Source organism: Dyadobacter ginsengisoli DSM 21015 (assembly GCF_059568735.1).
This window is the reverse complement of sequence record NZ_JCANTY010000005.1, coordinates 1-25039: the sequence shown is the minus strand read 5'-3', so window position 1 is coordinate 25039 and position 25039 is coordinate 1. Positions and strand designations below refer to the sequence as shown.

General features: G+C 51.0%; 21 protein-coding genes. 15 read left to right on the top strand and 6 right to left on the bottom strand.

Annotated elements, in window-relative coordinates; genetic code table 11:
• Nucleotides 1-55: 55 nt before the first annotated feature.
• Nucleotides 56-481: a VOC family protein gene (locus BP71_RS18630; RefSeq protein WP_496383127.1), complete on the top strand. Its 426-nt coding sequence runs from the start codon at nt 56-58 to the stop codon at nt 479-481.
• Between the two features lie 63 nt (nt 482-544).
• Here the strand turns inward: BP71_RS18630 and BP71_RS18625 are convergent, their stop codons facing one another.
• Nucleotides 545-1666 (bottom strand): redoxin family protein, encoded by a 1122-nt coding sequence (locus tag BP71_RS18625; protein ID WP_496381921.1) that lies wholly within the window; start codon nt 1664-1666, stop codon nt 545-547.
• 196 nt (nt 1667-1862) lie between these two features.
• Here BP71_RS18625 and BP71_RS18620 point away from each other — a divergent pair, with 196 nt between their 5' ends.
• The gene (locus BP71_RS18620) at nt 1863-2945 is read left to right on the top strand and encodes a sensor histidine kinase (protein WP_496381920.1); all 1083 of its coding nucleotides are present in this window, start codon (nt 1863-1865) and stop codon (nt 2943-2945) included.
• The gene (locus BP71_RS18615; protein ID WP_496381918.1) at nt 2942-3610 is read left to right on the top strand and encodes a LytR/AlgR family response regulator transcription factor; all 669 of its coding nucleotides are present in this window, start codon (nt 2942-2944) and stop codon (nt 3608-3610) included. Before BP71_RS18620 ends, BP71_RS18615 begins: the two co-directional genes overlap by 4 nt.
• A gap of 134 nt (nt 3611-3744) precedes the next feature.
• Here the strand turns inward: BP71_RS18615 and BP71_RS18610 are convergent, their stop codons facing one another.
• Complete coding sequence (locus tag BP71_RS18610; protein ID WP_496381916.1) at nt 3745-4323, bottom strand: histidine kinase; 579 nt, start codon at nt 4321-4323, stop codon at nt 3745-3747.
• Nucleotides 4324-4929: 606 nt separating this feature from the next.
• On the opposite strand from BP71_RS18610, the gene BP71_RS18605 reads away from it, so the two are divergent.
• The 10 genes from BP71_RS18605 to BP71_RS18560 all read left to right on the top strand — a co-directional run bounded on the left by BP71_RS18605 (nt 4930) and on the right by BP71_RS18560 (nt 20380).
• Nucleotides 4930-5520: an RNA polymerase sigma factor gene (locus BP71_RS18605; protein WP_496381914.1), complete on the top strand. Its 591-nt coding sequence runs from the start codon at nt 4930-4932 to the stop codon at nt 5518-5520.
• An 88-nt stretch (nt 5521-5608) separates the two neighbouring features.
• Nucleotides 5609-6571: a FecR family protein gene (locus BP71_RS18600; RefSeq protein ID WP_496381912.1), complete on the top strand. Its 963-nt coding sequence runs from the start codon at nt 5609-5611 to the stop codon at nt 6569-6571.
• A gap of 208 nt (nt 6572-6779) precedes the next feature.
• Nucleotides 6780-10253, top strand: coding sequence for a SusC/RagA family TonB-linked outer membrane protein (locus BP71_RS18595; RefSeq protein ID WP_496381910.1), 3474 nt, complete (start codon nt 6780-6782; stop codon nt 10251-10253).
• A gap of 2 nt (nt 10254-10255) precedes the next feature.
• Nucleotides 10256-11734 (top strand): RagB/SusD family nutrient uptake outer membrane protein, encoded by a 1479-nt coding sequence (locus tag BP71_RS18590; RefSeq protein ID WP_496381908.1) that lies wholly within the window; start codon nt 10256-10258, stop codon nt 11732-11734.
• An 85-nt stretch (nt 11735-11819) separates the two neighbouring features.
• On the top strand, nt 11820-13484 hold the full coding sequence (locus tag BP71_RS18585; protein ID WP_496381906.1) for an amidohydrolase: 1665 nt from the start codon (nt 11820-11822) through the stop codon (nt 13482-13484).
• 93 nt (nt 13485-13577) lie between these two features.
• The gene (locus BP71_RS18580) at nt 13578-15170 is read left to right on the top strand and encodes an amidohydrolase (protein WP_496383126.1); all 1593 of its coding nucleotides are present in this window, start codon (nt 13578-13580) and stop codon (nt 15168-15170) included.
• A 385-nt stretch (nt 15171-15555) separates the two neighbouring features.
• Nucleotides 15556-16224, top strand: coding sequence for an ABC transporter ATP-binding protein (locus BP71_RS18575; protein WP_496381904.1), 669 nt, complete (start codon nt 15556-15558; stop codon nt 16222-16224).
• Nucleotides 16190-17353, top strand: coding sequence for an ABC transporter permease (locus BP71_RS18570; RefSeq protein WP_496381902.1), 1164 nt, complete (start codon nt 16190-16192; stop codon nt 17351-17353). The genes BP71_RS18575 and BP71_RS18570 overlap by 35 nt, the downstream gene beginning before the upstream one ends.
• Nucleotide 17354: 1 nt before the next feature.
• Nucleotides 17355-17801, top strand: a complete 447-nt coding sequence (locus BP71_RS18565; RefSeq protein WP_496381900.1) for a hypothetical protein — start codon at nt 17355-17357, stop codon at nt 17799-17801.
• 32 nt (nt 17802-17833) lie between these two features.
• Nucleotides 17834-20380 (top strand): zinc-dependent metalloprotease, encoded by a 2547-nt coding sequence (locus tag BP71_RS18560; RefSeq protein WP_496381898.1) that lies wholly within the window; start codon nt 17834-17836, stop codon nt 20378-20380.
• 199 nt (nt 20381-20579) lie between these two features.
• Here the strand turns inward: BP71_RS18560 and BP71_RS18555 are convergent, their stop codons facing one another.
• Both BP71_RS18555 and BP71_RS18550 read right to left on the bottom strand, forming a co-directional pair.
• The gene (locus BP71_RS18555; RefSeq protein ID WP_496381896.1) at nt 20580-20966 is read right to left on the bottom strand and encodes a dienelactone hydrolase family protein; all 387 of its coding nucleotides are present in this window, start codon (nt 20964-20966) and stop codon (nt 20580-20582) included.
• Between the two features lie 409 nt (nt 20967-21375).
• Nucleotides 21376-21648: a hypothetical protein gene (locus BP71_RS18550; protein ID WP_496381894.1), complete on the bottom strand. Its 273-nt coding sequence runs from the start codon at nt 21646-21648 to the stop codon at nt 21376-21378.
• Between the two features lie 247 nt (nt 21649-21895).
• Here BP71_RS18550 and BP71_RS18545 point away from each other — a divergent pair, with 247 nt between their 5' ends.
• Entirely contained in the window at nt 21896-22408 is a 513-nt protein-coding gene (locus tag BP71_RS18545; RefSeq protein WP_496381892.1) for a TlpA family protein disulfide reductase, read from the top strand.
• Between the two features lie 100 nt (nt 22409-22508).
• Here the strand turns inward: BP71_RS18545 and BP71_RS18540 are convergent, their stop codons facing one another.
• A complete protein-coding gene (locus tag BP71_RS18540; RefSeq protein ID WP_496381890.1) occupies nt 22509-22949 on the bottom strand; it encodes a DUF6194 family protein in 441 nt (146 codons plus the stop codon).
• A gap of 291 nt (nt 22950-23240) precedes the next feature.
• Here BP71_RS18540 and BP71_RS18535 point away from each other — a divergent pair, with 291 nt between their 5' ends.
• The gene (locus BP71_RS18535; RefSeq protein ID WP_496381888.1) at nt 23241-23564 is read left to right on the top strand and encodes a winged helix-turn-helix transcriptional regulator; all 324 of its coding nucleotides are present in this window, start codon (nt 23241-23243) and stop codon (nt 23562-23564) included.
• 66 nt (nt 23565-23630) lie between these two features.
• Here the strand turns inward: BP71_RS18535 and BP71_RS18530 are convergent, their stop codons facing one another.
• Nucleotides 23631-24188 (bottom strand): 2OG-Fe(II) oxygenase, encoded by a 558-nt coding sequence (locus tag BP71_RS18530; protein WP_496381886.1) that lies wholly within the window; start codon nt 24186-24188, stop codon nt 23631-23633.
• Nucleotides 24189-25039 lie beyond the last annotated feature (851 nt).

Below are 25039 nucleotides of genomic sequence, written 5' to 3'. Positions count from 1 at the left end.
TATAAGTTCTGATTAAGAAATAGATAAAACTATGGCAAAAAATAAATTATTGCGAATGGATAATGTCGGCATCGTGGTAGAATCCATCGATGACGCTATTTCTTTTTTCACGGAGCTGGGCCTGACGCTCGAAGGAAGGGCCACCGTCGAAGGGGAATGGGCTGGTCGGGTTACCGGACTGGGCAATCAGTGCGTGGAGATTGCTATGATGGTTACCCCGGATGGCCACAGCCGGCTGGAAATTTCGCGATTTCTCACGCCGCCTGTTATTTCAGATCACAGGACTGCTCCTGTGAACTCTCTCGGTTATCTGCGTCTTATGTTCACGGTCGAGGATATTGACGAGATGGTATCCCGGCTCAGCAAACATGGCGCTCAGCTCGTTGGCGAAGTGGTTCAGTACGAGGACTCGTACCGACTCTGCTACATTCGCGGAGCCGAGGGGATTTTAATCGGTTTGGCGGAACAGCTCGCTAAATAAATGAGCGGATGCCTTCCACCGGGCCATTGCTTCACGGTATGGGGTTTAAAAGAATGTGATGTCTCACCGGGCCAGCGCCTTCTGAATTTCATTTTCGAGATCATCAGAGAAGCCCTCGTGGAGAAAGAGCACCTTTCCATCCTTGCCGATCAGGATGTAAAGAGGAATCGCCGAAACATGAAAGGATTTTTTTGACGCTTCGTTTCCGACAAGCATCGGGAAAGTCACTCCGGTCTTTTCGGCACGCTTTTTGGAAATACTTAACTGGCTGGTTTCATGAATAATGCCGTAAACCTGCAAGCCATGCGCTTTGTACCGGTCATAAAGTCTTTGGATCTTCGGCATGGATGCAATGCATGGCCCACACCAGGCCTCCCAGAAATCCAGCAAAACGACTTTTCCATGGGGCACGAGCGAATGGCTTTTATCATTTTCGAATGACGGAAGCATTATGGTGCCGACCGTACTGCCTAATAGTTTTGACAAGGGATTTTCCGCCTTTAAGGGAGCTATTTCTTGCTTGTAATTTTTAATAAAAACAGGGTCTGAGAAGTCGTAATGCTTGTTTTTACTCAGGTCGAATACCTGAAACAGCAAGTCCTGGACCTTCCCCAGCGTTTCCTGATATTTTCGCACTTGTACGGGCAACATGCTTTTTTTGTCAATGGTGAGCACTTTGCGGCGTTTGCTGACATCGTGCTCGGTCAGATCAGGGTAGTTGATTGTCAGGTAGTAATAATGCTCGTCCTGGCTTGCGGTAATGCCTGTTGCCGCTGCCGTGTCCAGTTTGATCAGATCGTGGACAATCATCTGTCCGCCTGTGGTGCTGTAAAAAATGTTCCCGGTCGGATCGGATATGATTTTGTATGTCTTATTAAGCGTGTCTGAAACATAACCCAGGCGACCGTCGAAAATGGTTTGCTGGTCGAAACCATCTCTTTGAGCCCAAAAACGAAAGCCGATGGTCTTGTCCGCCGGGTCTAACTCGATGATGGCTTTTCCCGACATCGTCCTGACGTCACCCGTTACCAGTGTATCGGTCCGTTGTAATCGGTAAGATAGCGACCTTAGTGAAGCCTGTCGTTGCTTCACGGAGGTGATAATACGTTGGGCGTCTTGCGCCCAAATGGTTTGCCCGGCGGGAAACAATAGTAGCCCCAATGCCAAAATTTGAAATGCCTTCATTGCGAAACACAGGTTGTTGTTTCGAAAAGTAATGCCGGCTGGCGAGTCATTTTGTGGATTTAGACGGAAAGGTAAGTGATTTCGTCCGTTTGAATCAGGAGGTCCGCCCGTCGAAATTTTTGCCGGTTTCGTCGAAAAGGATGGAAGCGGTGCCAGCTGAGCCGCCGACCTGTGAAATTTTGGGTAAATTACTGCAATGAAGTCGTACAAAAGTAACCTGCAGCATCACGAGGTAAGGACAGAAATTGCATTTTTCCTGACCTATTTCATTTTGTTTCCGATCATTTCCAGCCTCGAATATAATTTTAGGGAACGAGGCTCTGCGGCACTCTTCATGGGAGAAATACCGGACCGGCTCGTCTATGGCGCACTCAATATGGTTCCATATTGGCTTTATTATAAGTTACTTATCCGGAAATATTTGTTCAGGAAACGCCCGCTTGCTTTCATCGCATTGCTGGCACTATTTCTCGTCGCTTTGAATTTCTATTACGTCGGCAACTATTGGCTGATCTCCCACATGCAATTTCTGCCGGCAGCGATGGTAACGCGAGCCGCTACCTGGTTTGAAGCCGACACCCTGCTGCATTTCAGCATCATCTACATTTTTCGGGATTTGTTGGTTATCACTGCCTTGGCTTATTATCTGAGGGCCGGGCGCCTGGCCCGTCAGTTGGAAGCACTTCGCAGCCAGCAGCTGGAAGTAGAACTCAGTGCTCTGAAAGTCCAGCTTCAACCTCACTTTTTCTTCAATACCCTCAACAACATTTATTCGCTTGCATTGCAGGGATCGGAAAAAACAGCTGCGCTTTTAGCCGGGCATACCGAAATCATGCGCTATGTGCTTTACGACTCCGCATTGGCGCGCGTAAAACTTTCCAAAGAGATTGCTTTCCTGAGAAGCTTTACAGATGTGGAGGCCGTACGATTTTCCGAGTACATTTCTATTACATTTGAAACCCAGGGCATCACGGATATCCCGAACATTGAACCGTTACTGTTGCTTCCTTTTGTGGAAAATGCTTTCAAGCACGGCATAAGGGATGAGATCGCAACGGGCTACGTTCAAATCATTATTTGTTGCTTTGAAAATGAGCTGGTGATGGAAGTGAAAAATAGCAAGCCTTCCATCGGTAAGGTTTCATCGGGAACGGGTGTCGGACTGGCTAATGCATTGAAACGATTGGCCCTGCTGTACCCGGACACCCATCGGATGCAGGTAACAGAGGACACGGATCGTTATGAAGTTCAGCTGAATTTAACATTAAGGTCGGAATGATAAAATGCATTGTTGTCGACGACGAGCCTCTGGCAAGGCAGGTACTGGAAAACCATATTTCCAGAATAGATGACCTGCAACTGCTCGGTAAGTACGCGAATGCAATCGAGGCTTTCGAGATCGTTGCAAAAACTTCGTTAGACCTTATTTTTCTGGACATCAAAATGCCCGTACTAAGCGGCGTCGAATTCATTAAAAGCCTGAAAACCCCGCCCGCTGTTATTTTCACCACCGCGTTCCCGGAATATGCCGCATACAGCTATGAACTGGATGCAGTAGATTACCTGCTTAAACCGGTGACCTATGAAAGGCTTGTCAAAAGCATTGCGCGGTTTCAGAAACTTCTGCCCGTGCATCCGCAAACCTCGCATTCATATTTCAAAGTGAACGGCAAATTACTCAAACTGGAACATCAGGACATACTGTGGGTTCAATCCATTAAGGACTATGTGATCCTGAAAACCACGCATGGTAGTTACATCACCCACATGACAATGAAGTCGATTTCGGAATTGCTGCCACAGACACTGTTCCGTCGTATTCATCGCTCATATATGGTTGGTGTCTCACATCTGACGGTAATTGGCAAAAGCGAAGTGCACGTGGGGCAGGTCTGCATCCCGATCGGAGAAAGCTATAAAGGCGCATTGCGGGACATGATGTGACTCGAATGATGAAAATTTCGGTTTGGCTGTGGCAGCAAAATTGCACACTGGACACTTTCCTGATCGTCCAATGAGTGGCTCGTGACACAATTCTGTCAGCGCACAAATCATCAGGAGATGGCTTCTATCATTTTTTAAATGGAGCCCAGAAAGGAAGCAGGGAAAACCCGACCTGAAAGAAGGGTATCTTCGCCTTGTTTATGATCTTCATTATAGAGCGATTTGATCGTACTCAACGAATTAGAGAGGAAATGAGGATGGATTTGCTGCCGTAACAGTAAATTGGCGGTTTCGCTGGCATTGGATTTCAATTGAAGGTTTTCGATTTCGCTTCTCACTTTCTTGCGCTGCAGGATAACTATTTTTTGCAAAGTCAGAATGAGGCTGTTAAGGGTTAGTATGGATATTGTCGCGGGAAGAAAATGAAACTCTCCGTTCCTCCATTGAAGTCCTGTGAGTGCAGGGTAAAGAAGCATAGTCATAGTCCCGATGACAAAGGCACCCAGATAGCTGGAAAAATAAAATTTTACATTGACCAATTTATCCGCCGCATCACTATACTTCGGAAAAACTGCCAATAGTGCCAGGTTACAAAAGCTGGTCGCAGCAGTGAACAGGAACGCTTCGAAGAACGGGTTTACTGCTTTGCCCAGGTCATTGGTAATGGCAGATAGAAATGTAAAGATAAAAACCGAGGACATCAGGGAGATCATCCAATTCAGTCTGATTAAGCATTTGACGGGTGTTTTTTCCGCAGCGCCGGGCATTGACATAGTTTGTGCAAAAAAGTCTGCCTTAAGGCCTTTCCCGAAAGTTGACCTGATGGCGGATAGGCTATACAGGTACATCATTTATTGGCGATTGATGTGCTTGATTTTCCCTGGCGGAAGCTCCGGATTAAGACAATGGTTATCTCACGCGGCTTCAACCGACGAACGAAATTCGGCGTAATCATGCCCGTTCATTTACACATCGGACAAAATGCCCGCTGAATCGGAAGGCTTCCACTTTGAACCGGAGGAAAAGGAAGATTATTCGTTGTTCGAAAAGTGAGTTATGCGAATTCACTTTCCGATAGTGAGAATGGCGTAGCGGATTTAGGACGTCCAATCAGGTAGTCGGCCGTTTGAAAGTAGCGTTTTTTAATCCTTTGCTTTCAGTCGATTATTTCAACTTTTCTATAAAAATCATAATTATACTAATCCATTATTGGGAAATGCGAAATTAATGAATCGTAACTTTTGAAAATCTTGAAATTTTCGTGAATATGTGGCTAAATTAGGGAAACGATATTTGGTCGGATCAAGATTTACTCAAAGATGGACACGCTCGATGAAACTGTTCTGCTGAAAGACATTGCTTTGGGAGACAGCAAGGCTTTCGATGAGGTGTACCGTCATTACCATGGCGAGATAAACCGCTACGTTCTCAAATTCGTCAAATCTGCCGAGCATACCGAGGACCTGTGCCAGGAGATATTCCTGAAAGTATGGGAGAAACGCGAGACGCTGCCGAACCTGCAATCCTTCCGAGCCTACCTTTTTACCGTTTCCAAAAACCGGGTACTCGACTTTCTTCGTCATGCGGCGACCGAGCGTTCGGCGCGGGAGGAGATCATCCGGGCCTCGCTGCAATATGCCAGTCACGTCGAAGAATCCCTGCAATCCGAAGAATATCAGCATTATCTTCAAAAAGTATTGCACGAGCTCTCCCCGCGCGACCAGGAGGTGTTCCGCCTTTGCCGTGAAATGGAGCATACCTACGACGAAGCCGCCGAAGTCCTGGGCATTTCCCGCAATGCGATCAAAAAACACATGGTGAAGGCGATCAAGTATATTAAATACTCTGCTTGCAAAAGCTTCGGGCTTTCGTTCAATTCGCTGGTTATCTGCGGTATGCTGGTTTGGTGACCAATCCCGCAAAAAATTAACATAAATTTTTGGCGAAGGGGTACCCTAACATCCCCCGCGTCCGTCTTCATCATAAATAGCCGGAAAAATGGAAGAAAAGCGATTCCTGGAAACACTCGTCAAGCGCTATGTGGATAATGCGTTGAGCAAAGAGGAACTTGACGTTTTTTTCCGTCTGCTGGGCGAAGGTAAACTGAACGAAGCGCTGGCAACGCGACTCGACGCAGAAAGCGGCGACCAAAAGGGGCAGGTCCAACCGCTCCGTCCCCAGCCATGGAAGGCAGTTTCCCGGACGTTTCGCATTGCCGCATCGGTGCTGATCGTGATGGGTATCGGGTTCTATGCCTGGAAACACAATTTCCTCCCATTCTTCGGGAATACCGTTTCGGTAGCGACAGGGAAGGGAGAGCGAAAGGAGATAAAACTTCCAGACGGCTCTATGGTATGGCTCAACGAATCGAGCAGGATGGAATATCCCTCGCATTTCGAAGCGCATTCAAGGAAGGTAATGCTGCTCGAAGGAGAAGCTTATTTCGATATCGAAAGGGATGAGTCGAAGCCATTCTTTGTGGAAGCGTCCGGTACGACAACCCGCGTGTTAGGGACGGCATTCAATATCCGATCCTACCATTTTCTGAAAAGTATATTGGTAACCGTTACAAGGGGGAAGGTGGAAGTCCAAAAAGCCGGCGGAGGCACAGGGCCTGATAAAAAAATCCTTTTGCCCAACGAGCAGGTGTATTATGATATTAAAACCCGCGAGATCAAAAAAGTAGCGGTCAACAGCGCTAACGCCGTGGCATGGAAGGAAGGCAAACTGCTGTTCGACAACGAGAGCTTCGCCAATGTGATTGCCATTCTTGAAAATAAATTTGATGTAAAGATCCGGGCAGAGGAATCGATACGGCAATATCATATGTCTGCCGAATTTACCTCAACCGACTCCCTTCCTCGCATTCTCGATCTGTTATCCCTCGCCAACAACCTGGAATACCGCTTTGAAAACAATCAGATAACACTTAGCAAAAAGAGAAAATCCGTGCCTATGTAAGTAAAGACTGCCTTCAACGCAAAAAATCCGGCAAACCGAAGCCTGCCGGACTATGTGATAGTGAAAATCAGAACGTAACGCCAATCACTGACTGATCTTGCTATCCGGAAGCTGGAATTAATGTTTTATGATTAACCCCAACTCATTCAAAGGTATGAAAAATTGTACCAGAAGTTTAGTGTCCATGCTCAAATGGACATGCCGAACCGTGTCCTTCTTATTTTTTGTATTGCTGATCACGGTGCCGGTTGCCCAGGCGGGTGGCGACACTAAGCAGAGCCTTCAGGAAGTGACGATCGACCTGACGCTGAGGGACAGGAGCCTGAAAGAAGCATTGAACCTGATCAAGAAAAAGACCGGCTTCAAATTTGTGTACAACGAAGCGCTCGTGGCACCCTATCGGGTCAGTATCACCGTGAACCACAAGCCGGTGGACGAAGTGCTCGACGAGCTGCTGGGTCCGACCCGCCTCGACTACCGGGAACAAAGGGGCACCGTAGTAATCGTTGAGAAGGAAGCCAGGCCGACCGGCCAGATCCAGAAAACGGAAATCCTGCTGGCATCGCTCGTGCGCCCGGCCGACCGGGAAATATCGGGTGTTGTGACCGACAACGATAATGGCGAAGCATTGCCTGGGGTAGCGGTGCTCGTGAAAGGCACCTCCACCGGTACCATTACCGACATGAACGGCAAGTACATCATCAAGGTGTCCGACTCAGGCGCACCCGTGCTGGTGTTCTCGTACGTGGGCTACCTGGCGCAGGAAGTAGCGGTCGGTGGCCAGTCGGCGATCAATATCAAACTGGCGAGCAGTACGAAACAGTTGAATGAGCTGATGGTCGTGGGGTATGGAACACAGTCCAAGGAGGAGTTTACCGGTTCGGCGGCCCGGGTATCGGGGGATAAGCTGAAAGATATGCCGGTGCAAAGTTTCGACCAGGGGCTTGCGGGTCGTGCGACGGGCGTTAGCATCGGTCAGCCGAATGGTGTTTTGAACAACCCGCCGGTAATCCGCATCAGGGGCATTAACTCTATTTCGCTCAGCTCGTTTCCATTGATTGTAGTGGATGGTATTCCGATCAATACCGGCGACATTTCGGCCAACACCACCGTGGCCAACAACCCGCTTGGGGACATTAATCCTGCCGATATCGAGTCGATCGACGTGCTGAAAGATGCCGCCTCGACTTCCATTTACGGTTCACGGGCAGCTGCTGGCGTGCTGCTGATCACGACCAAAAGCGGCAAAACGGGTAAGGCGAAAGTGACGTACGAAGGCTGGACAGGCATTACCAAAGCGACACGCCTGCCCAAAATGCTCGACGCGCAGCAGTTTATGGATATCAAAAATGAAGGAGTGATGAATGCCAAGATCCTGGGCGGTAATGCGAACAACGATGCCGTGGCGTCGGCGCTTTTTTTTCCTATTATCCGGGAGGACGGCTCCATCGTGAATACCAACTGGTATGACCAGGTATATCAGACCGGCGTTTCGCAAAACCATAGCATCAGCGTATCCGGCGGTTCGGAGTCGACAAAATATTACTTTTCCACGAATTACAGCAATCAGAAAGGCATTCTGAAAACCAATCAGTTTACACGGAAAGCGGCGCGTTTCAATATCGATCACAAACTTAATTCGTGGCTGTCTTTTTCCGGAAATATCAATTACAATACCAGCCTGAATGCCTCGCCGAACACTGGCTCGCTGAGCGGTAACGCATTCGGATTGGTGGGCTCGGCGCGGCTTGCCTGGCTTTCCGCTCCAAACGTATACGCAGTGAACCCCGATGGCTCGTATAATGTGAGCTCGTCCAATACGCTGGGCATGGGCAACAATAAGGTGGCGAGCAACTTTTATAACCCCGTTCCATTGCTTGACCTGAATAAGTATACCTCCGAAAACGACCGCATTATCGCCAACTTTGGTACCACGGTGAAGCTATTCAAAGGCTTGCAATACAAAATGAGCTACGCAATGGACCGTTTGAAAGTCGAAAATGTGAGTTTCAACAGCCCGGTTCACGGTCCCGGAAACTCTTCCAACGGCAGCGCCACCAATAGCAGCAGGCTGATCAGCAACTGGAACTGGACGAATACGCTGAACTATCAAACCACCTTCGCTACCAATCATAACATTTCTTTGCTGGCGGGCTATGACGTCCAGAAATTCGAGACATCGGGTTGGGGTGCCACCCGTACGCAGCTTTCGGATCCGTTTTTCGACGAATTTCAGGGAAGCTACGGGCAAATATCCCCTGTTGCGAATGTGTTGACGGAGAGTGCATTGGTGTCTGTATTCTCGCGATTTACCTACGATTTCAGCAAAAAATACTTCTTTACCCTGAACTACCGCCGGGACGGCAACTCTGCCCTGGGCAGCGGCAAGAAGTACGGAAATTTCGGAGGTGTTTCCGGTGGATGGAGCATCTCGGAAGAGGATTTTTACAAACATTCCAAGCTGGCCGATATCATGAGCAGCGTGAAGCTACGCGCCAGCTGGGGACGTGTGGGCAACTCGGGCGTGAGCGCATACGGCTCACTTGCATTGTACGAGTCGAACCTCTACGCCGCCGTGCCGACATGGAATTTCAGCCAGGGGGGTAACCCCGATCTGGGCTGGGAAACCAGCAGCCAGACCAACGTCGGCGCCGACGTAAGCTTCCTGAACGACCGCATTACCCTGGAAGCGACTTATTATGCGAACAGTGTCAACGGATTGATTCTCAATGTGCCGCAATCGCCTTCGAAGGGTATCCCCGGTGACGCGATATTCATGAACATCGGCGCGATGTACAACCACGGCATCGAGCTCGGCGTGAATGCCAACATCATCCGGAAAGGCAAGCTGAGCTGGAATGCGAGCCTCAATTTCACACATAACAAAAACAAAGTCACAGAGCTGTATGGGCAGGGTACGGAATTGGTGGGCACCACTTCCACGGCAGCGGAGGCGACCAACATTACCCGAGTTGGCTATTCCGTAGGAAGCTTGTATGGGGCAAAAACGGATGGTGTGAACCCCGAAAACGGCCAACGCATCTTCATCAACAAGGCGGGCGAGCGTGTGCAGTACAGCCACGTGGTACCTGCGGGGGGAAGCCGCTGGACTTATCTGGACGGCTCTCCCGCACCTGCCATTGCGGTGGACGACTATTACCTGCTCGGCAATGCGCTGCCGACCTATTATGGCGGTTTTATCAATAATGTCAAATACGGGCAATGGGATCTGGGTGTGAACTTCACTTATTCCGGGGGCAACCTGGTGATGAATGGTACGAAGGGCACCTGGCGCGACCAGCGTTTCTGGAACAACACCACCGAAGTGCTCGACCGATGGACCACACCGGGGCAGGTAACCAACATACCGCGCGTCGTGTACGGCGATCTGCTTTCGAACGGCTCGTCGTGGCCGATCTCCGAGAATGCCGAAAAGGGGGATTTCCTGCGGTTGCAGTCGGTTTCGCTGGGTTACCGCGTGCCGGGCCCGATACTGAGTAAGCTGGGGCTGAGCTCGGTGCGGTTGTATGCGCAGGTTTTCAATGCGTTTATCCTCACCAAATACACCGGCACCGATCCCGAGATTTCGGTCAATGGTAATTCCAACACGACCCCGGGTGTCGAGAAAAACTCCATTCCGCAGGGCCGCACATTCACATTTGGTTTAAACCTCGGTTTCTGATCATGAAAAATATCCTCAAAAACACTCCTATGAAGCCTGTGAATACCTGGTTGTTCCGGCTGACCTGCCTGGCATTGCCTATGACGGCGCTGATGACCTCGTGCGATGAAAAGGAACTCCTGAACCCGGTGCCTAATATTGCCTTGCAGGATGCCTACATTTTCGACACACCGGCCCGCGTGTTGGGTCAGGTGAATGGTTTGTATGGTGCGATGAAACACGCTAGCCTGTACGGCGGGCGCTACCTGATGCTGGCTGATATTCGCGGCGAGGAGTTTATTAACCGTACGCAGAATGTCTTTACCGGTTACGACGCATGGAGCCATACGGTAACCTCCGGCTCCAACGACGCCTCTTCGGCCTGGGGAACTTCCTATACCGCCATTAATTCCGCAAACCTGCTGATCGATGGCCTTCCCAAGCATCCCGACGTGGTCGATGCAGCGACGGCCGCGCAATACGTTGCGGAGGCGAAATTTGTACGCGCATTCTGCTACTTCGGCCTGATAACCCGCTATGCGCAGCCTTATGCGAAGGACAAGGGTGCATCCCCGGGCATTCCGCTTCGAATGCAGGGAGAAAGTACACCCGCAAACAACGATCTCGCGCGCAGCACGGTGGCAGAGGTATACGCGCAGATTTTGAAAGACCTTGATGAAGCAGAGGCCGGTTTGCCGGTGAACTACTCCACCGCATTGCTAAATACCACCCGCGCCCATAAAAACACCGCGATCGCGATGAAAACGAGGGTGTACCTGACGATGGGCGATTATAGCAAAACGGCCATGGAGGCGAAGAAGATCGTATCCGACGCAGCGCCGTTCAGTGCGCCTACAGGTGTGAAGCACCAGTTGCAACCCAACATTACCACTGTATTTTTTACAGATTACACGACGGCCGAGTCGATCTTCTCGATGCCGATGACCGCCCTGAACCTGGTAAGCGGGCAGAATTCGCTGGCGTACGAGTACAATCTCAATCTGGAATATAACCTCAACCCGACAGGCATTCTGGGGGAACCGACCTGGCCGGCTACCGACGTCCGGAAAACCGCATTCACAAGGGTAGCGGGCGGACTGACTTATTTAAAAAAATACAACCAGACCAACCCTACGACCGATTATGTTCCGCTGCTTCGCTATGCCGAAGTGTTGCTGAACTACGCCGAGGCTCTCGCCAAAACCGGCGATCTGGCCAAATCGGTGGAGTTGTTGAAAGCCGTGCGCCTGCGCTCGGATGCGGCTTATGTATTCCCGGCGGCCGAAATTGCAACGGCGGATGCATTGGTAAAAACGATCTGGATCGAACGGCGCATTGAGTTCCTGGGAGAAGGCCTGCGTTCGAATGACCTGCTGCGCAACCTGCTCACGATCCCGGCCAAAGGCAGCGGAGGGCTTTCGGCCCCATCCATTTCACCCTCGCAGCCGGAGTACATCTTCCCGATCCCGAATGCGGAATTGTCAACCAATAAACTGATTTAGTACCGGGGCTTCGACTGCGCTCAGCCTGACACAAGCATTGTCAGCCTGAGCGAAGTCGAAGGCCGGTACTCTAACCGAAAATCCCATGAATAAATCTGCAAAAATACTCAGCTACCTCGCAGCCATCATGCTGCTTCCCTGCCTGGCGGCAAACGCCCAAACCAAACTCACCCCAGCCAAAATTGACGCCCTTAAAACTGAAATGGCCAAAGACATCGAGGGCCAGAAGAAGTTCACGCAGGAAATGGTGGATATGATATTCAGCTTCGGCGAACTGGGTTTTCAGGAAGTGGAAACCTCTAAATACCTGACCGATATTCTCCAAAAGAACGGATTTACGATTGAACAGGGCATTTCGGGCATTCCTACCGCCTGGACGGCCAAATGGGGCTCGGGCAAGCCGGTAATCGCCGTGGGCAGTGATATTGATTGTATTCCAAAAGCTTCGCAGAAGCCGGGCGTGGCTTATCATGATCCTATTATCGAGGGAGCCCCGGGCCATGGCGAAGGCCATAACTCCGGTCAGCCGCTGAATGTAACAGCCGTTCTCGCATTGAAAAAGATTATGGAACGTGAAAAGATACCGGGTACCATTATGCTGTGGCCGGGTGTGGCGGAAGAGCAGCTTGCAACGAAGGCCTATTTCGTTCGCGATGGTTATTTCAAAGATGTCGATGCCTGCATTTTCACGCACGTGGGCAGTAACCTGGGCACTTCCTATGGTGACACCGGAGGTAATGGCATGATCTCGGTCCGCTTCGATTTCGAAGGGCAGGCCTCCCACGCGGGCGGGGCACCCTGGCGCGGAAAAAGCGCATTGGATGCCGTGGAGCTGATGAATATCGGGTGGAATTACCACCGCGAACACATGGAAACCACCCAGCGCTCGCATTATGTGATCACCGACGGCGGCGACCAGCCTAATGTGGTACCTTCCAAGGCGTCGGTATGGTACTATTTCCGCGAGCGCAGCTACCCGAAGATCACACAGATGTACAAAGACGGTATCCGCATTGCCGAAGCAGCCGCGAAAATGACGGAGACCAAAATGACCTACGAGGTACTCGGCAGCGCGTGGCCGGGACATATGAACCAGCCCATTGCCGAGGCGATGTACGAGAATATCAAGAGCGTAGGCCTGCCGCAATGGAGCGAGGAAGATCAGAAACTGGCGCGTGCATTGCAAAAAGAGGTCGAGAGCCCCGCCATAGGTTTCGGCGGAGAACGTGCCAACGATGGTTTGAGTACTTCATTGAGCCAGTTGAGAAAACCGATGGCCACCGCGTCGTCGGGTGGGGGAGGATCGGATGATATTGCCGATATTTCCTGGAATCTGCCGACAATTGTCCTCGGATATCCTGCCAACATTCCGGGACTTCCCGGCCATCACTGGGCCAACGCCATTGCCATGGCGACGCCCATTGCGCACAAAGGTGTTACCGCAGGCGCCAAAGCAGAGGCGATGACATTGCTGGACCTCTTCGTAAAGCCCGAAATCCTGACCAATGCCTGGAAGTATTTCAATGAGGTACAAACCAAGGATACCAAGTACACGGCCCTTATTTCGAAAACCGACAAGCCGGCTGTCCATCTCAATAAGAAGATCATGGAGGAGTTCCGGCCGGAGATGAAGAAATATTATTACGATCCTGCCAAATATCCGACCTACCTCGAACAGTTAGGCATCAAATACCCGACAGTACGCACTTCGGCGCCTGCCGAGGAAAAGAGTTCAGGTTCAGGTAAATAGGTCAACACTTAAACGGTTCCAGATATGCTTTTAAAAACAAATGGGTTGTTCCGGAGAATGCGGCATTGGGGAATGGGCTGCGCAGCAGGTGCGATGCTGGCTTTGCCGACGGACACGCTGGCGCAGGTCAAAATGAATCCTGCCAAAATCGATGCGCTGAAAACGGAAATGGCCAAAGAGATCGACAGCCAGCAGAAGTTTACGCAGGAAATGGTCGATATGGTATTCAGCTTCGGCGAGCTGGGTTTTCAGGAGGTCGAAACTTCGAAGTACCTGACGGATATTTTAAAGAAAAACGGTTTCACGATCGAGCAGGAAATTGCCGGCATTCCTACGGCCTGGACGGCTAAATGGGGTTCCGGAAAGCCGGTCATCGCCGTCGGCAGCGATATTGATTGTATTCCAAAGGCATCCCAGAAGCCGGGCGTCGCCTACCACGACCCGGTTATCGAGGGAGCGCCCGGGCACGGGGAAGGTCACAACTCCGGCCAGCCGCTGAACATTACCGCGGTGCTGGCATTGAAAAAGATCATGGAACGCGAAAAGATCCCCGGTACCATTATGCTCTGGCCGGGTGTGGCCGAGGAGCAGTTGGGTACCAAGGCCTATTATGTCCGCGATGGGTTTTTCAAAGGTGTGGATGCCTGCATTTTTACCCACGTGGCCAACAACCTCTCGGTTTCGTATGGCGACGGCGGGAACAATGGCATGGTGTCGGTGCAGTTCAACTTCGAAGGACAGGCCTCCCACGCTGGCGCCGCGCCCTGGCGCGGGAAGAGTGCGCTCGATGCCGTGGAGCTGATGAATATCGGTTGGAACTTTCACCGCGAGCACATGGAAACTACCCAGCGGTCGCATTACGTGATCAAGGATGGCGGCGACCAGCCCAATGTGGTGCCTTCCAAAGCATCGGTATGGTACTATTTCCGCGAACGGACTTATCCGAAGATCACCCAGATGTTCAAAGACGGAATCCGCATCGCCGAGGGCGCGGCACAGATGACCGAGACCAAAATGAGCTACGAAGTACTGGGTAGCGCGTGGCCGGGGCATTTCAATCAGGCCATTGCCGAGACGATGTACGAAAACATCAAGCGGGTAGGCTTGCCCAAATGGTCGGAAGACGACCAGATACTGGCCAAGGCGGCACAGAAGGAAATGCAAAACCCGGAAGGCGGCGCGCTCGAAACCAACGGATTAGCCACGACATTGAGCCAGCTGACCAAACCTTCGGCCACACCCAACACCGGCGGTGGCGGCTCCGACGACATTGCCGATATTTCCTGGAACCTGCCTACGGTAGTACTGCGCTATCCGGCCAACATCCCCGGCCTGCCGGGGCACCATTGGGCGAACGCGATCGCCATGGCCACGCCCATTGCGCATAAGGGCGTTACCGCCGGTGCCAAGGTGGAAGCCATGACGTTGCTAGACCTGCTGGTAAAGCCCGAAGTGCTGCGCTATGCCTGGGAATATTTCAACAATGTCCAGACCAAAGACGTCAAGTACAAAGCCCTCATTTCCGCCACCGACAAGCCGGCGATCCATCTCAACGAAAAGATTATGTCCGAATTCCGGCCGGAAATGAAGAAATACTATTACGACCCGACGAAGTACGCAACCTACCTCGAACAGCTCGGGATTAAGTACCCGACGGTGCGGGAGGCCAGCGGGACGGGGAAATGAGCGGTCAGGAGTTGTTAAGTGTGGTCAGGAATTATCAGGTATGGTCGGGTGTGGTGGGGTAGTGTTCGTTAATGTGAAGTTTCGTCAAGTGGTTCGCCATTGTCAGGCGTTGTCAGAGACGATCGGTACTGGTCGCCGGCCAAACCAGCCACAGAGTGGCTTCCTGTTTGTAGCAAATATCGGCAGATAAATCGCCCGGACTCCGTGAGGAGTCGCCTGATGACGTATCGCATACGCCCGGGAGGCACCTACGGAACCCGCAAATTGATTTGTAATACAAATTTCTACAAACAGAAAGCTCCTCCGGAACTGCGATCTGCATTGACCATTACTATCAATAAAAGCTCCCCGGAGCGGATTACACCTGACCAAACTGACAAATCCCATGCTGCAAACATCCCTTTTGACCAAAGCCTTCGCGAGCGGCGCCACGCTGTGCTTCCCGGACTGGAAAGTCGGTGCGGGTGAGCAATGGCTTTTGCTGGGCGAATCGGGAAGCGGGAAAACGACTTTGCTGCATATGCTCGGCGGATTGCTAAGGCCTTCGGCGGGGTGTGTGACGGTGAACAGGACGGATTTGTACGCGTTTTCTGCCCGGGAATTGGATAAATTCCGCGGGAAACATATCGGTATCGTCTTCCAGCAGCCGCATTTGATACGCAGCCTTACGGTGGAAGAAAACCTGCAACTGGCGCAAAGTTTCGCCGGAGTGGCCAAAGACCCATTTCGTATCCGGGAAGTGCTGGATGCATTGGGTGTAGATCACAAGAGGCGCAGCTTTCCGCAGGAACTCAGCCAGGGGCAAGCGCAGCGCGTGGGCATTGCGCGGGCGCTGGTGAACCGGCCTCAACTGCTTCTGGCAGACGAGCCGACGAGCAGCCTCGACAACCGCAATGCCGATGCTGTGATCCGTTTGCTATCGGAGCTGGCCGTTTCGGAAGGCTCTACGCTGGTCATTTCCACGCACGACGACCGGGTTAAGGATGCTTTTTTCAAGGATTTTATGTTCGAACTTTCGCATGAATGCATTTCAGATCAGTTGGAAAAATCTTAAAGCCAAGCCACTGACGCTTGTATTGAACCTGCTGCTGATTGCATTCGGTACGGGCATGCTGGCGATGCTCCTGCTCGGTGTGAGCCAGGCAGGCGAGCGGCTGCGCGATAATGCCAGAGGTGTGGATCTGGTGGTTGGGGCGAAGGGCAGCCCATTGCAGCTGATATTGAGCAGCATTTATTTTATCGATTTTCCTACCGGCAATATCAGCGAAGAGGACGCGCGTTTGCTGGCTGCTAATCCGATGATAAAAAAGGCAGTCCCGCTTGCATTGGGTGATAATTATGCCGGCTTCCGCATCGTGGGCACTGATACGGGTTATGTGAGCCTGCAAGGCCTGGAACTGGCTGCGGGGCATTTCTGGGGCAAAGCATTTGAAGTCGTGATCGGCGCGGAAGTGGCGCAGGTACAGGGATTGAAAGCGGGCGACCGCATTTATGGTTCGCACGGGCTTTCGTCGGACGAGGATGTTCACGACGACCATCCCTACATTGTAGCCGGCATTTTGAAAACGAAAGGAAATGTGGCCGATAACCTGGTGCTTACGGGGCTGGAAAGTATTTGGGAAATGCACGGTGCCGGGGAGAAACGTGAAATTACCTCCGTGCTCCTGCAGTATCGGTCGAGAATGGCGATGGTAACATTGCCTGCGATGATCAACCGGTCCACGGCCATGCAGGCGGCTTCTCCCGCGAAGGAAAGTGCGCGGCTGTTCGCACTGATCGGGGTGGGCGTGGACGCGGTACGCTGGCTTGCGGTTGCGTTGATGCTGCTGGCAGGTATAAGCGTTTTTGTAAGTCTTTACAACTCCCTGCGCGAGCGCGTGTACGACCTCGCGGTGATGCGCGTCATGGGAGCGTCGCGCGAGGCGATTTTTACCATGATCCTGTTGGAAGGAGCGTTACTAACCACATTCGGTTCGCTTGCCGGAATGCTGCTAGGCCACGGTGCCCTGCACATAATCGGCTACTGGCAGGGGTCGCCGCAGGCACGGATGGATGGTCTCGTCTTTTTGCCGGAAGAAGGCTGGCTGCTCGGTGCCGGTCTGCTTATAGGGTTAGTGGCCGCATTACTGCCTGCCATACAGGCCTACCGGACCGATATTTCTGAAACCATGTCGAAAATTTGAAATGATTTTTACAAAAAAATGGCTGTTGTTGATTCTTTTGCTGTCGGGCTGGGCCGGACTGGCCCAGCCGCCGGCGCATATCCCGCTGATGAACGACACCTGGAAGCTCATCGCACAACGCACCTATAAGAAGAACGCCGACTTTAAGATGGTCCCGGCGTTTCCCGCCCGGCTGGAAGCGTTGCAAAACAAGGCCGTTGAACTGCCCGGTTACATGATCCCGATCAATGCCGACCTCAACCACAGGGAATTCATGCTCGCCGTGGTGCCGATGGACCAGTGTCCCTACTGCGGGCAGGGCGACATTCCGTCCATGGTGGAGGTTAAAATGGTGAAGGAAGTCGGTTATACCGACAAGCCTGTGAAGATCAGGGGTAAACTGATGCTGAACAAGACCGGCGATTACCGGTCGGAAGTATTTCTGCTTCAAGCAGAACAGGTAAAATAGTATTTAAATCATTCATCCATAACCCGAATCCTATGAAGTTGAGATTCTATGCATTGGCCGTTTTGCTGGCAGCCGGTACCCTCAGTTTTGCGCAAAATCAGGGCGGAACGCCCGGCCAGCGTGGTTCCACGCCTGCAACAAGCATTGCCTCCGCCACGCAGGGCATGAAGAAGTACGAAGGTTTTTTCAATTTTTATTATGATGAAAAAACAGGCAGGGTACTGCTCGAAGTGGACAAGCTCGACAAGGAGTTTCTTTATTTCGCATCGCTTTCCGAAGGTGTTGGAAACGGCGGCCCCGAGCGTGGGCAGGCGTCTTCTGCATTGGCCAAATTCATTAAAGTAGGCCCAAAAGTGCTGCTCGTGGAGCCGGTAACCAACTACCGGGCCATTTCACAAAATGCCGACGAGCAAAAGGCGGTGGAGAATGCATTCGCCAAATCGGTAATCTGGGGCTTTGCGCCCGTGGTGGTGGAAGGCGAAAAGCTGCTCGTCGACCTGACGCCGTTCATCATCCGCGACAGTCAGAACATCGCTGCGCGGCTGGGCGTGCGGCGCGTGAGCGGGCCCGTAAGCGTGGCACCACCGAGCGGCGCGGGAGGTACTTACCGGCTCGATGAATCGCGCTCGGTTGTTTACCTCGAAAACACAAAAAATTTCCCTAAAAACACCGAATTCGAAGCGATGGTCACTTTTACCGGCGGCTCGCCGAATGTGAACCGGTTTGGCGGCGGTGGCAGCAGCCTCGCGCCCGATCCCGGCGCGGTGACGATCAATATGCACCAAGCGTTTGTAGAGCTGCCCGACGGTAACTACAAGCCACGGCGTTTCGATCCGAGGTCTGCATTCGGGATGTTCAGCTACATGGATTTTTCTGCGCCGATGACCGAGCCTATTGTGAAGCGGTTCATTCGCAGGCATCGTTTGGAAAAGAAAAACCCGGGTAATGCGCCCAGCGAGGCTGTCGAACCCATTGTGTACTACATCGACCGCGGAGCACCCGAGCCCGTGAAAACCGCGTTGATCGAAGGCGGTGCCTATTGGAACGAGGCATTCGAGGCTGCCGGTTTCAAGAATGCATTCCAGGTGAAGGAATTGCCGGAGGGGGCCGATCCGATGGATATCCGGTATAATGTCGTGAACTGGATCAACCGCACCGGTGCGCCGCGCGGATTCTCGTCAGGGGCCTCGTATATCGATCCCCGGACGGGTGAGATCATCAAAGGCGTGGTGACGCTCGGCTCCGACCGCCACCGCCAGGATTACCTCATCGCCGAGGGACTTTTGCAGCCTTATGAAGATGGTAAGAAAACGACCAATGCCATGCAGGAACTCGCCCTGGCGCGCGTAAGGCAGCTTTCGGCCCACGAAATAGGGCATACGCTCGGTTTTAATCATAATTTTGCCGCCAGCCCGAAAGATCGTGGCTCGGTGATGGATTACCCGTTCCCCAGATTTTCCCTGAAAGCGGATGGTACTGTCGATATTTCTGATTCTTATGCAAAAGGCATTGGAGCCTGGGACAAGCGTGCGGTGATGTGGGGTTACGCGGAGTTTCCAAAAGGGGCCGACGAAGAGGCCGGACTGGAAAAGATCATGCAGGAGACACTCAAACAAGGCTTTTTGTACATTCCCGACATTGGCGGGAATGCGCACCCGACGTCGCATCAGTGGGACGATGGTGCCAATCCGATCGACCAGATGACCAACATTATGAAGGTCCGCAGAAAGGTTCTGGATAATTTTTCCGAAAAAGCCATTCAAAAAGGCGAACCGATGGCGACGATCGAGGAAGTTCTCGTGCCGATCTATCTGCTGCATCGCTACCAGGTAGAGGCGGTGGCTAAGTCGGTGGGTGGGTTGTATTTTACCCACGCTGTCAAAAACGACGGCCAGGTAACGACGCGGATGGTGGAGCCTAAGGAACAATGGCGTGCGCTGGAATCGCTGCTCGGCACAATCACACCGGAAGCGCTGGCATTACCGGAAGCGTTGATCAGCAAAATCCCACCGCGGCCGAGCGGCTACCCGGCTAGTCTGGAAACTTTCACCGGCCATACCGGCCCGACGTTCGACCCCATTGCGGCTGCTGAAACTGCGGCTGGCACTACGCTCTCATACCTGCTCAATCCCGAGCGCGCCGCGCGGCTGATCGAGTACAATGCACGCGACGCGAAACAACCCGGATTGATGCCGGTGATCGACAGGCTTTTTGAAAAAACCTGGAAATCATCCCCGATGGACGGCTACAAGGGCGAATTGCAAACCCTGGTTAACAACCTTTCGCTCAAATACCTGCTCATGCTCGCCGCTGACTCCAAAGCACCCGAGAATGTGCGTGGTGAAACGTTGCTGAAAGTAGGTGAGCTGAGCGATTGGCTGAAAGGACAGCTTGCCACGGCCACGCCCAAACAGAAGGCCAATATGCTGTTCGCATTGTCTCAGATCGACGAGTTTGGCAAAAACCCGATCAAATTTGAGCCTGGTTCGGTGCTCGACATGCCTCCCGGCGCACCGATCATGGGGCATATGGATTTCATGGGATGCTCGCAGACGCATTCCGGCGATATTGCGGAATAATAACTTACAGGCGGGAAGTACCGTTTTTATTTCCCGCCTGACCACCGCAGTCTGTAATTACAATTGTCCGCAGGTTTACACACGTTGAAACTGCGTTTTGACGATGGTAGGGCACGGTCAATTGAGATCATCATTAGTAAATAAATCATCAGCGTCGGTCCGGTAAGCGGAAATGGCACTAATGCTGAAGGGTGCTTTGTCAGGGTTTCGACGTGGCCAGCCAGCGAAGGTAGGTCGTTTTTAACCAGGTGTCTTCGTCCCGCCGATACTCCCGCGTCGCCACTGTGAAGTGGTTGCCGGGATAGTATTCAAACCGGATATCGGCTCCGATCTTCTTCATTTTCTGCTCAATCAGCTGCGCTGAAATGTTCAGAAAGGCATTATCTTCATGGCCAACCGAAATAAGCAGTTTACCAGACAGATCTTTACGCAGCTTCCGCCAGTTTCTAAGCACATATCGGGTAAGGTCATATTGTTTTCCAATGCTCGAATAGGCTTCTGTCCAGTTGGCCTGTGGCGGAGTTATAGAGCGGTCGGGGAAGCCCGTCTTTACCTCGGAGACTGAACACGGCGTCGAACGACACATTTTGTTCGCCCAGGTAAATGATGTCCTCGATACTATGCATGATGTGGGGCCGGTCGTAGGCCACCTCGACGTCAGGTTTTCTGCCGATCGTCAGGGCGTCGACGAATTCAACCCGGGCCGGATCCGAATAGGATTTGTTTCCGTGAAGCGATGAAAATCAACCGCATCGGGCGCGCTTGTCCCTTTTAGTGACATGGGTTTTCGATGAAACTTGCTTAGCAAATCCGAGGGGGGCGTTGAGGTGTTTCACAAACCGGGATTCGGTAAAAACAGGCGCGGGTACCCGTTGGTCGCAAACGACCGTGAACACTTCATCGGGATTGCCGAGCGTAACTTTCCGGCTGATGCTGTGAGGGTTGCCAGTGCTTTGGCCAATGATGCGTCCGTCGTAGTTGATGTGCCAAACAACCTACATGTAGTCTTCGCCGCGTTCCAGCCGTGTCAAGAGTGTAGGATACGACAGCGATGAATCGGAAAAACGAATGGTTTCGCCCGGCTTGACATTCCGCACCTGCATCCGGTAGCAGTGCCAGCCGGTACGGTCTTTCGGTTGTTCGTTTTTGGTGGACAGGTACAGGATGACATTACCCGAAAACGGCCCTTTGAAAGCTTCCTGGGTGTCAGTTACTTTGAATTGCTGCGCAATGAGTGTGTGGAAGGTACAAACCAGGAAAAGTGACATTATTCGGCTTGTCTTCATGGCATAGCGGAAAGTACGTTTTCGGATGCAGAGGCGACCGGGTCGGGGAAATGTTACAACTGATGCTTGCGATCGCTTTGGTTCACCTGTCGCGGTAGACGACCGGCCTTACTGTGTGAGACAAACGCCAGGAATACGCGTGGCACGTTTTTCCTGCAAACGGGTGGTAATACCCCGCGAGTCAATTACACGGCCTGGTGGTTGAAAAATGTACATAAACGAATTTAGCATGAGATCGTATCGTATCACTCTGTTTACACTGTTTTTGGGGATTGCCGTGGGTTCTTTCGCGGTCGCGCAAGAGGTTTCGAATGAGTTGCCGTCTGCTGAAATTTCCGACATGAATGGGAAAATTGTCAACACGGCGAGCATTGCCCACCCAGGCTCCAACCTGCTGGTCCTCACCTGGCAATCTGATGCAAAAAACTCCATTCTATGCCTGGACGCCATCGCATCGCTTAAAGACACGATAGCGAAATCAACCCAAACAAAAGTCATCATGATCAACTTTGACCCAGTCGGGGATGTGACGAAAGTCGAAAAAATGCTAAAAGAGCATCAATGGACCTTTGACAATTATCTGGACCCGAACGGCGATTTCAAAAGGGCCGCCGCGATATCCTATTTGCCGGTTATTTTTATTGTGGATCAAAACAACAGGATCATTTACCGGAAAGCGGCATTCTACCTTGGCGACGAGCAGCTTATACTTCGGGAACTTGAAAAACTAAGCCCGCGATGAGGCTGGGCCGGACTTGCAGAAGCAGGCAGATTTATTTCAGTTTATCGACGTTTGCCCGGACGCAGGTATTTTACCGGGGATTGTTCGCAGTTACATCCTCTTAGGCATTCGCTTTTCTGTAATTCGTTTTAGCCTTGTCGTAAGCGTATTCCAAAAAAGCCTTAATTTGCTTATAACTGCTCTCAGACGGATTGATAATGCTCACCCAATACATGCTTCCGTAAAATGGATGAGGAAATAATTGGTCTTCCCGTGTGAAGTCAATTCCTGAATCAACATAACCACCGATCCCGGACTTTGAAGGCACAGAGCCAAAGAGGTTTTGAAAGGTCATCTTATCGATACCAATATTGAGCCTGTAAAACCCATCCCGGTTAAGGTTCGAGACATTGTCAAAGTCATTGTCACTCGTGACGATTGTGGCAAATGGAAATTTTTCTTCATCTTGATACATGAAGAAAAGGTCCCCACTGGCTTCAACCTCGCGTACATTTTCGTATTCTTCGGTGATCCGATTTCTTATGTCTGTCAGTTGCATCATTATCGTATTTCATTAATGCCAGGTTACCTGAGTGGGTCTTACTCGAATTCCGGGAAGCTATGCCGAAAACCCCGCTCGATCGCTTTGCCTGGATTTCAGATTGATTCGGAATCTATCATGCCAGACGATTGTTGCCCTGTTCAGGTTCGTCTTCGATATTGTCAGGCAGCATCTGTGGATCTGATTGTTTTTCGTCGGTGCGAAATTGCTCTCATCCATTCACTTTTACAAGTAGTTATCCTTTTGTTACTTAGGGATAAAAAGTACAGCGTTGCTCATTTACAGCCTTTTATGATTAAACAAAAAATTGAAATACAAAATGAAGAATGTCCGTTCCGGACAGCAATGGATCTCATTTCAGGTAAATGGACAATGTCGATCGTCAACACCCTCATGTCCGGGACACTGCGGTTCAAACAACTCGAAAGGGCTGTAAGCGGGATCAACACGCGTATGCTGGTGAAGGAATTGAGGCTCCTTGAATCAAAAGGGCTTGTTTACAGGCAAGCCTACGCCACCGTGCCGCCCACGGTCGAATACAGCCTTACCGAGAAAGGCAGATCGTTACAACCGGTGATTGTTGCTGTCCAGCAATGGTCATCAAAGCAAATGTGATCAACTCATTAGGAAGTGAGTTGTTTTGCTGACTGCCTGCAATTCATTGTCATCTGAGATTTCTCGTCAGGCTTTGTGAATCCAGAAATTGACGGCAAACCGCAAATCTTTAAATGGCACGTTTGGAGCAACTACCGGGAGTACTTCGTGTGGCGAAAAGGACGGAAAAGCAGCCAGTGAGTTATTTTCAGGAATAATCTCTTTGGGTTCGTCATTTTCGGTACCGACGGGGATGGGATGTATCAACAGATTTCCGCCACTAAATTTTCTTGGCTGGGAATGAAAATAGTAAATAGCGCTAATCATTCTGCGCGTCTGAGTTTTCTCATGAACTGCCGTATCGATGTGTGTTCTAAAGAATGCACCGTCCCCATAGGCCGTTAAGTTGAGCTCTATCGCGGCAACAGGGAAATCCGGAACATCAAGGGCTTCAAGCAGACTGGGAATGGAATTATGAAGTTTTTCTTCAAGAATGGACTTATATGGTCCGAGGTCTTTCAAGGTCAATGAAACCCGTACATTGGAAACAGAGCTTGTTCCCTGACTTGATACTGTCGAAGGCACAAAGGAATCCTGGTTCGCTATGGCATAATTCAAAATTTCAGCATTCAACTTTTCATCCAAAAAATTATGGAGTTGTAAAAAGGGAAATAACCTGGGCATAATGTGTAAAGAAATATTATGGAATAATGTTAATGAAAATAACTACAGTAAACACCGTTGGCGGAATTACCGGGCAGGGAAGTTTACCGCGGCCTGAATATAGAAACCTGGTATTTTCTTCCACTGAGCAAGTGTATACGTCATAATGTCCTTTTGACAGGATAACACAGCAAAATAGTTCCTGAATCCGAGATTAGCACGGGAACTGTCCAATCGTTTTTTGATAACGGTCGTTAGCCAAGGCCAAAGGTAGTTAAAATATGATACGCAGGAAGATTCCTTTCTGCCTAAGGAGAAGGCGATTGTCAGAGAAGTTGCCATAAACAAGATATTTGCGTATAGTGTATTTCGTTCGGGTTGTGTAGTCTACGGCGCGGGTGAAACTATTATTCTGGAACATTTTGAGGCCTCATAAAAGAGGTGCCGGCGGTAAATTAATTCATCGGCAGGTATTAAACGGAGGCAACCTGCCGATGAGTTGAGCGCAGATTATTGTGTGAAAATTTTCATTGTCCGGGTTTGCGTGTGGGTGCTTACGCGCAATACCATCTTTCTGCTATTATGGGTATAAAATGCTGAGAAGCGGACGGTGGAAGCGGCTGACCAAAGACAGTATACGAGGATATCAGGATGGCGCGATGCGCCTGAATGCGTCATCGATTCCTTGTTGGGATTGGGCTGATATCACAGTCTGAGAATATTTAAAAAAATGAAGGCTCCTTGACGTGGTTCCGTTTTGGTTTGCACTTTTGCGGGTTAGTAAATATTTAAAGTGTCAATTCTCATCCAGTTTGCCGATAGTATTCAGCCTC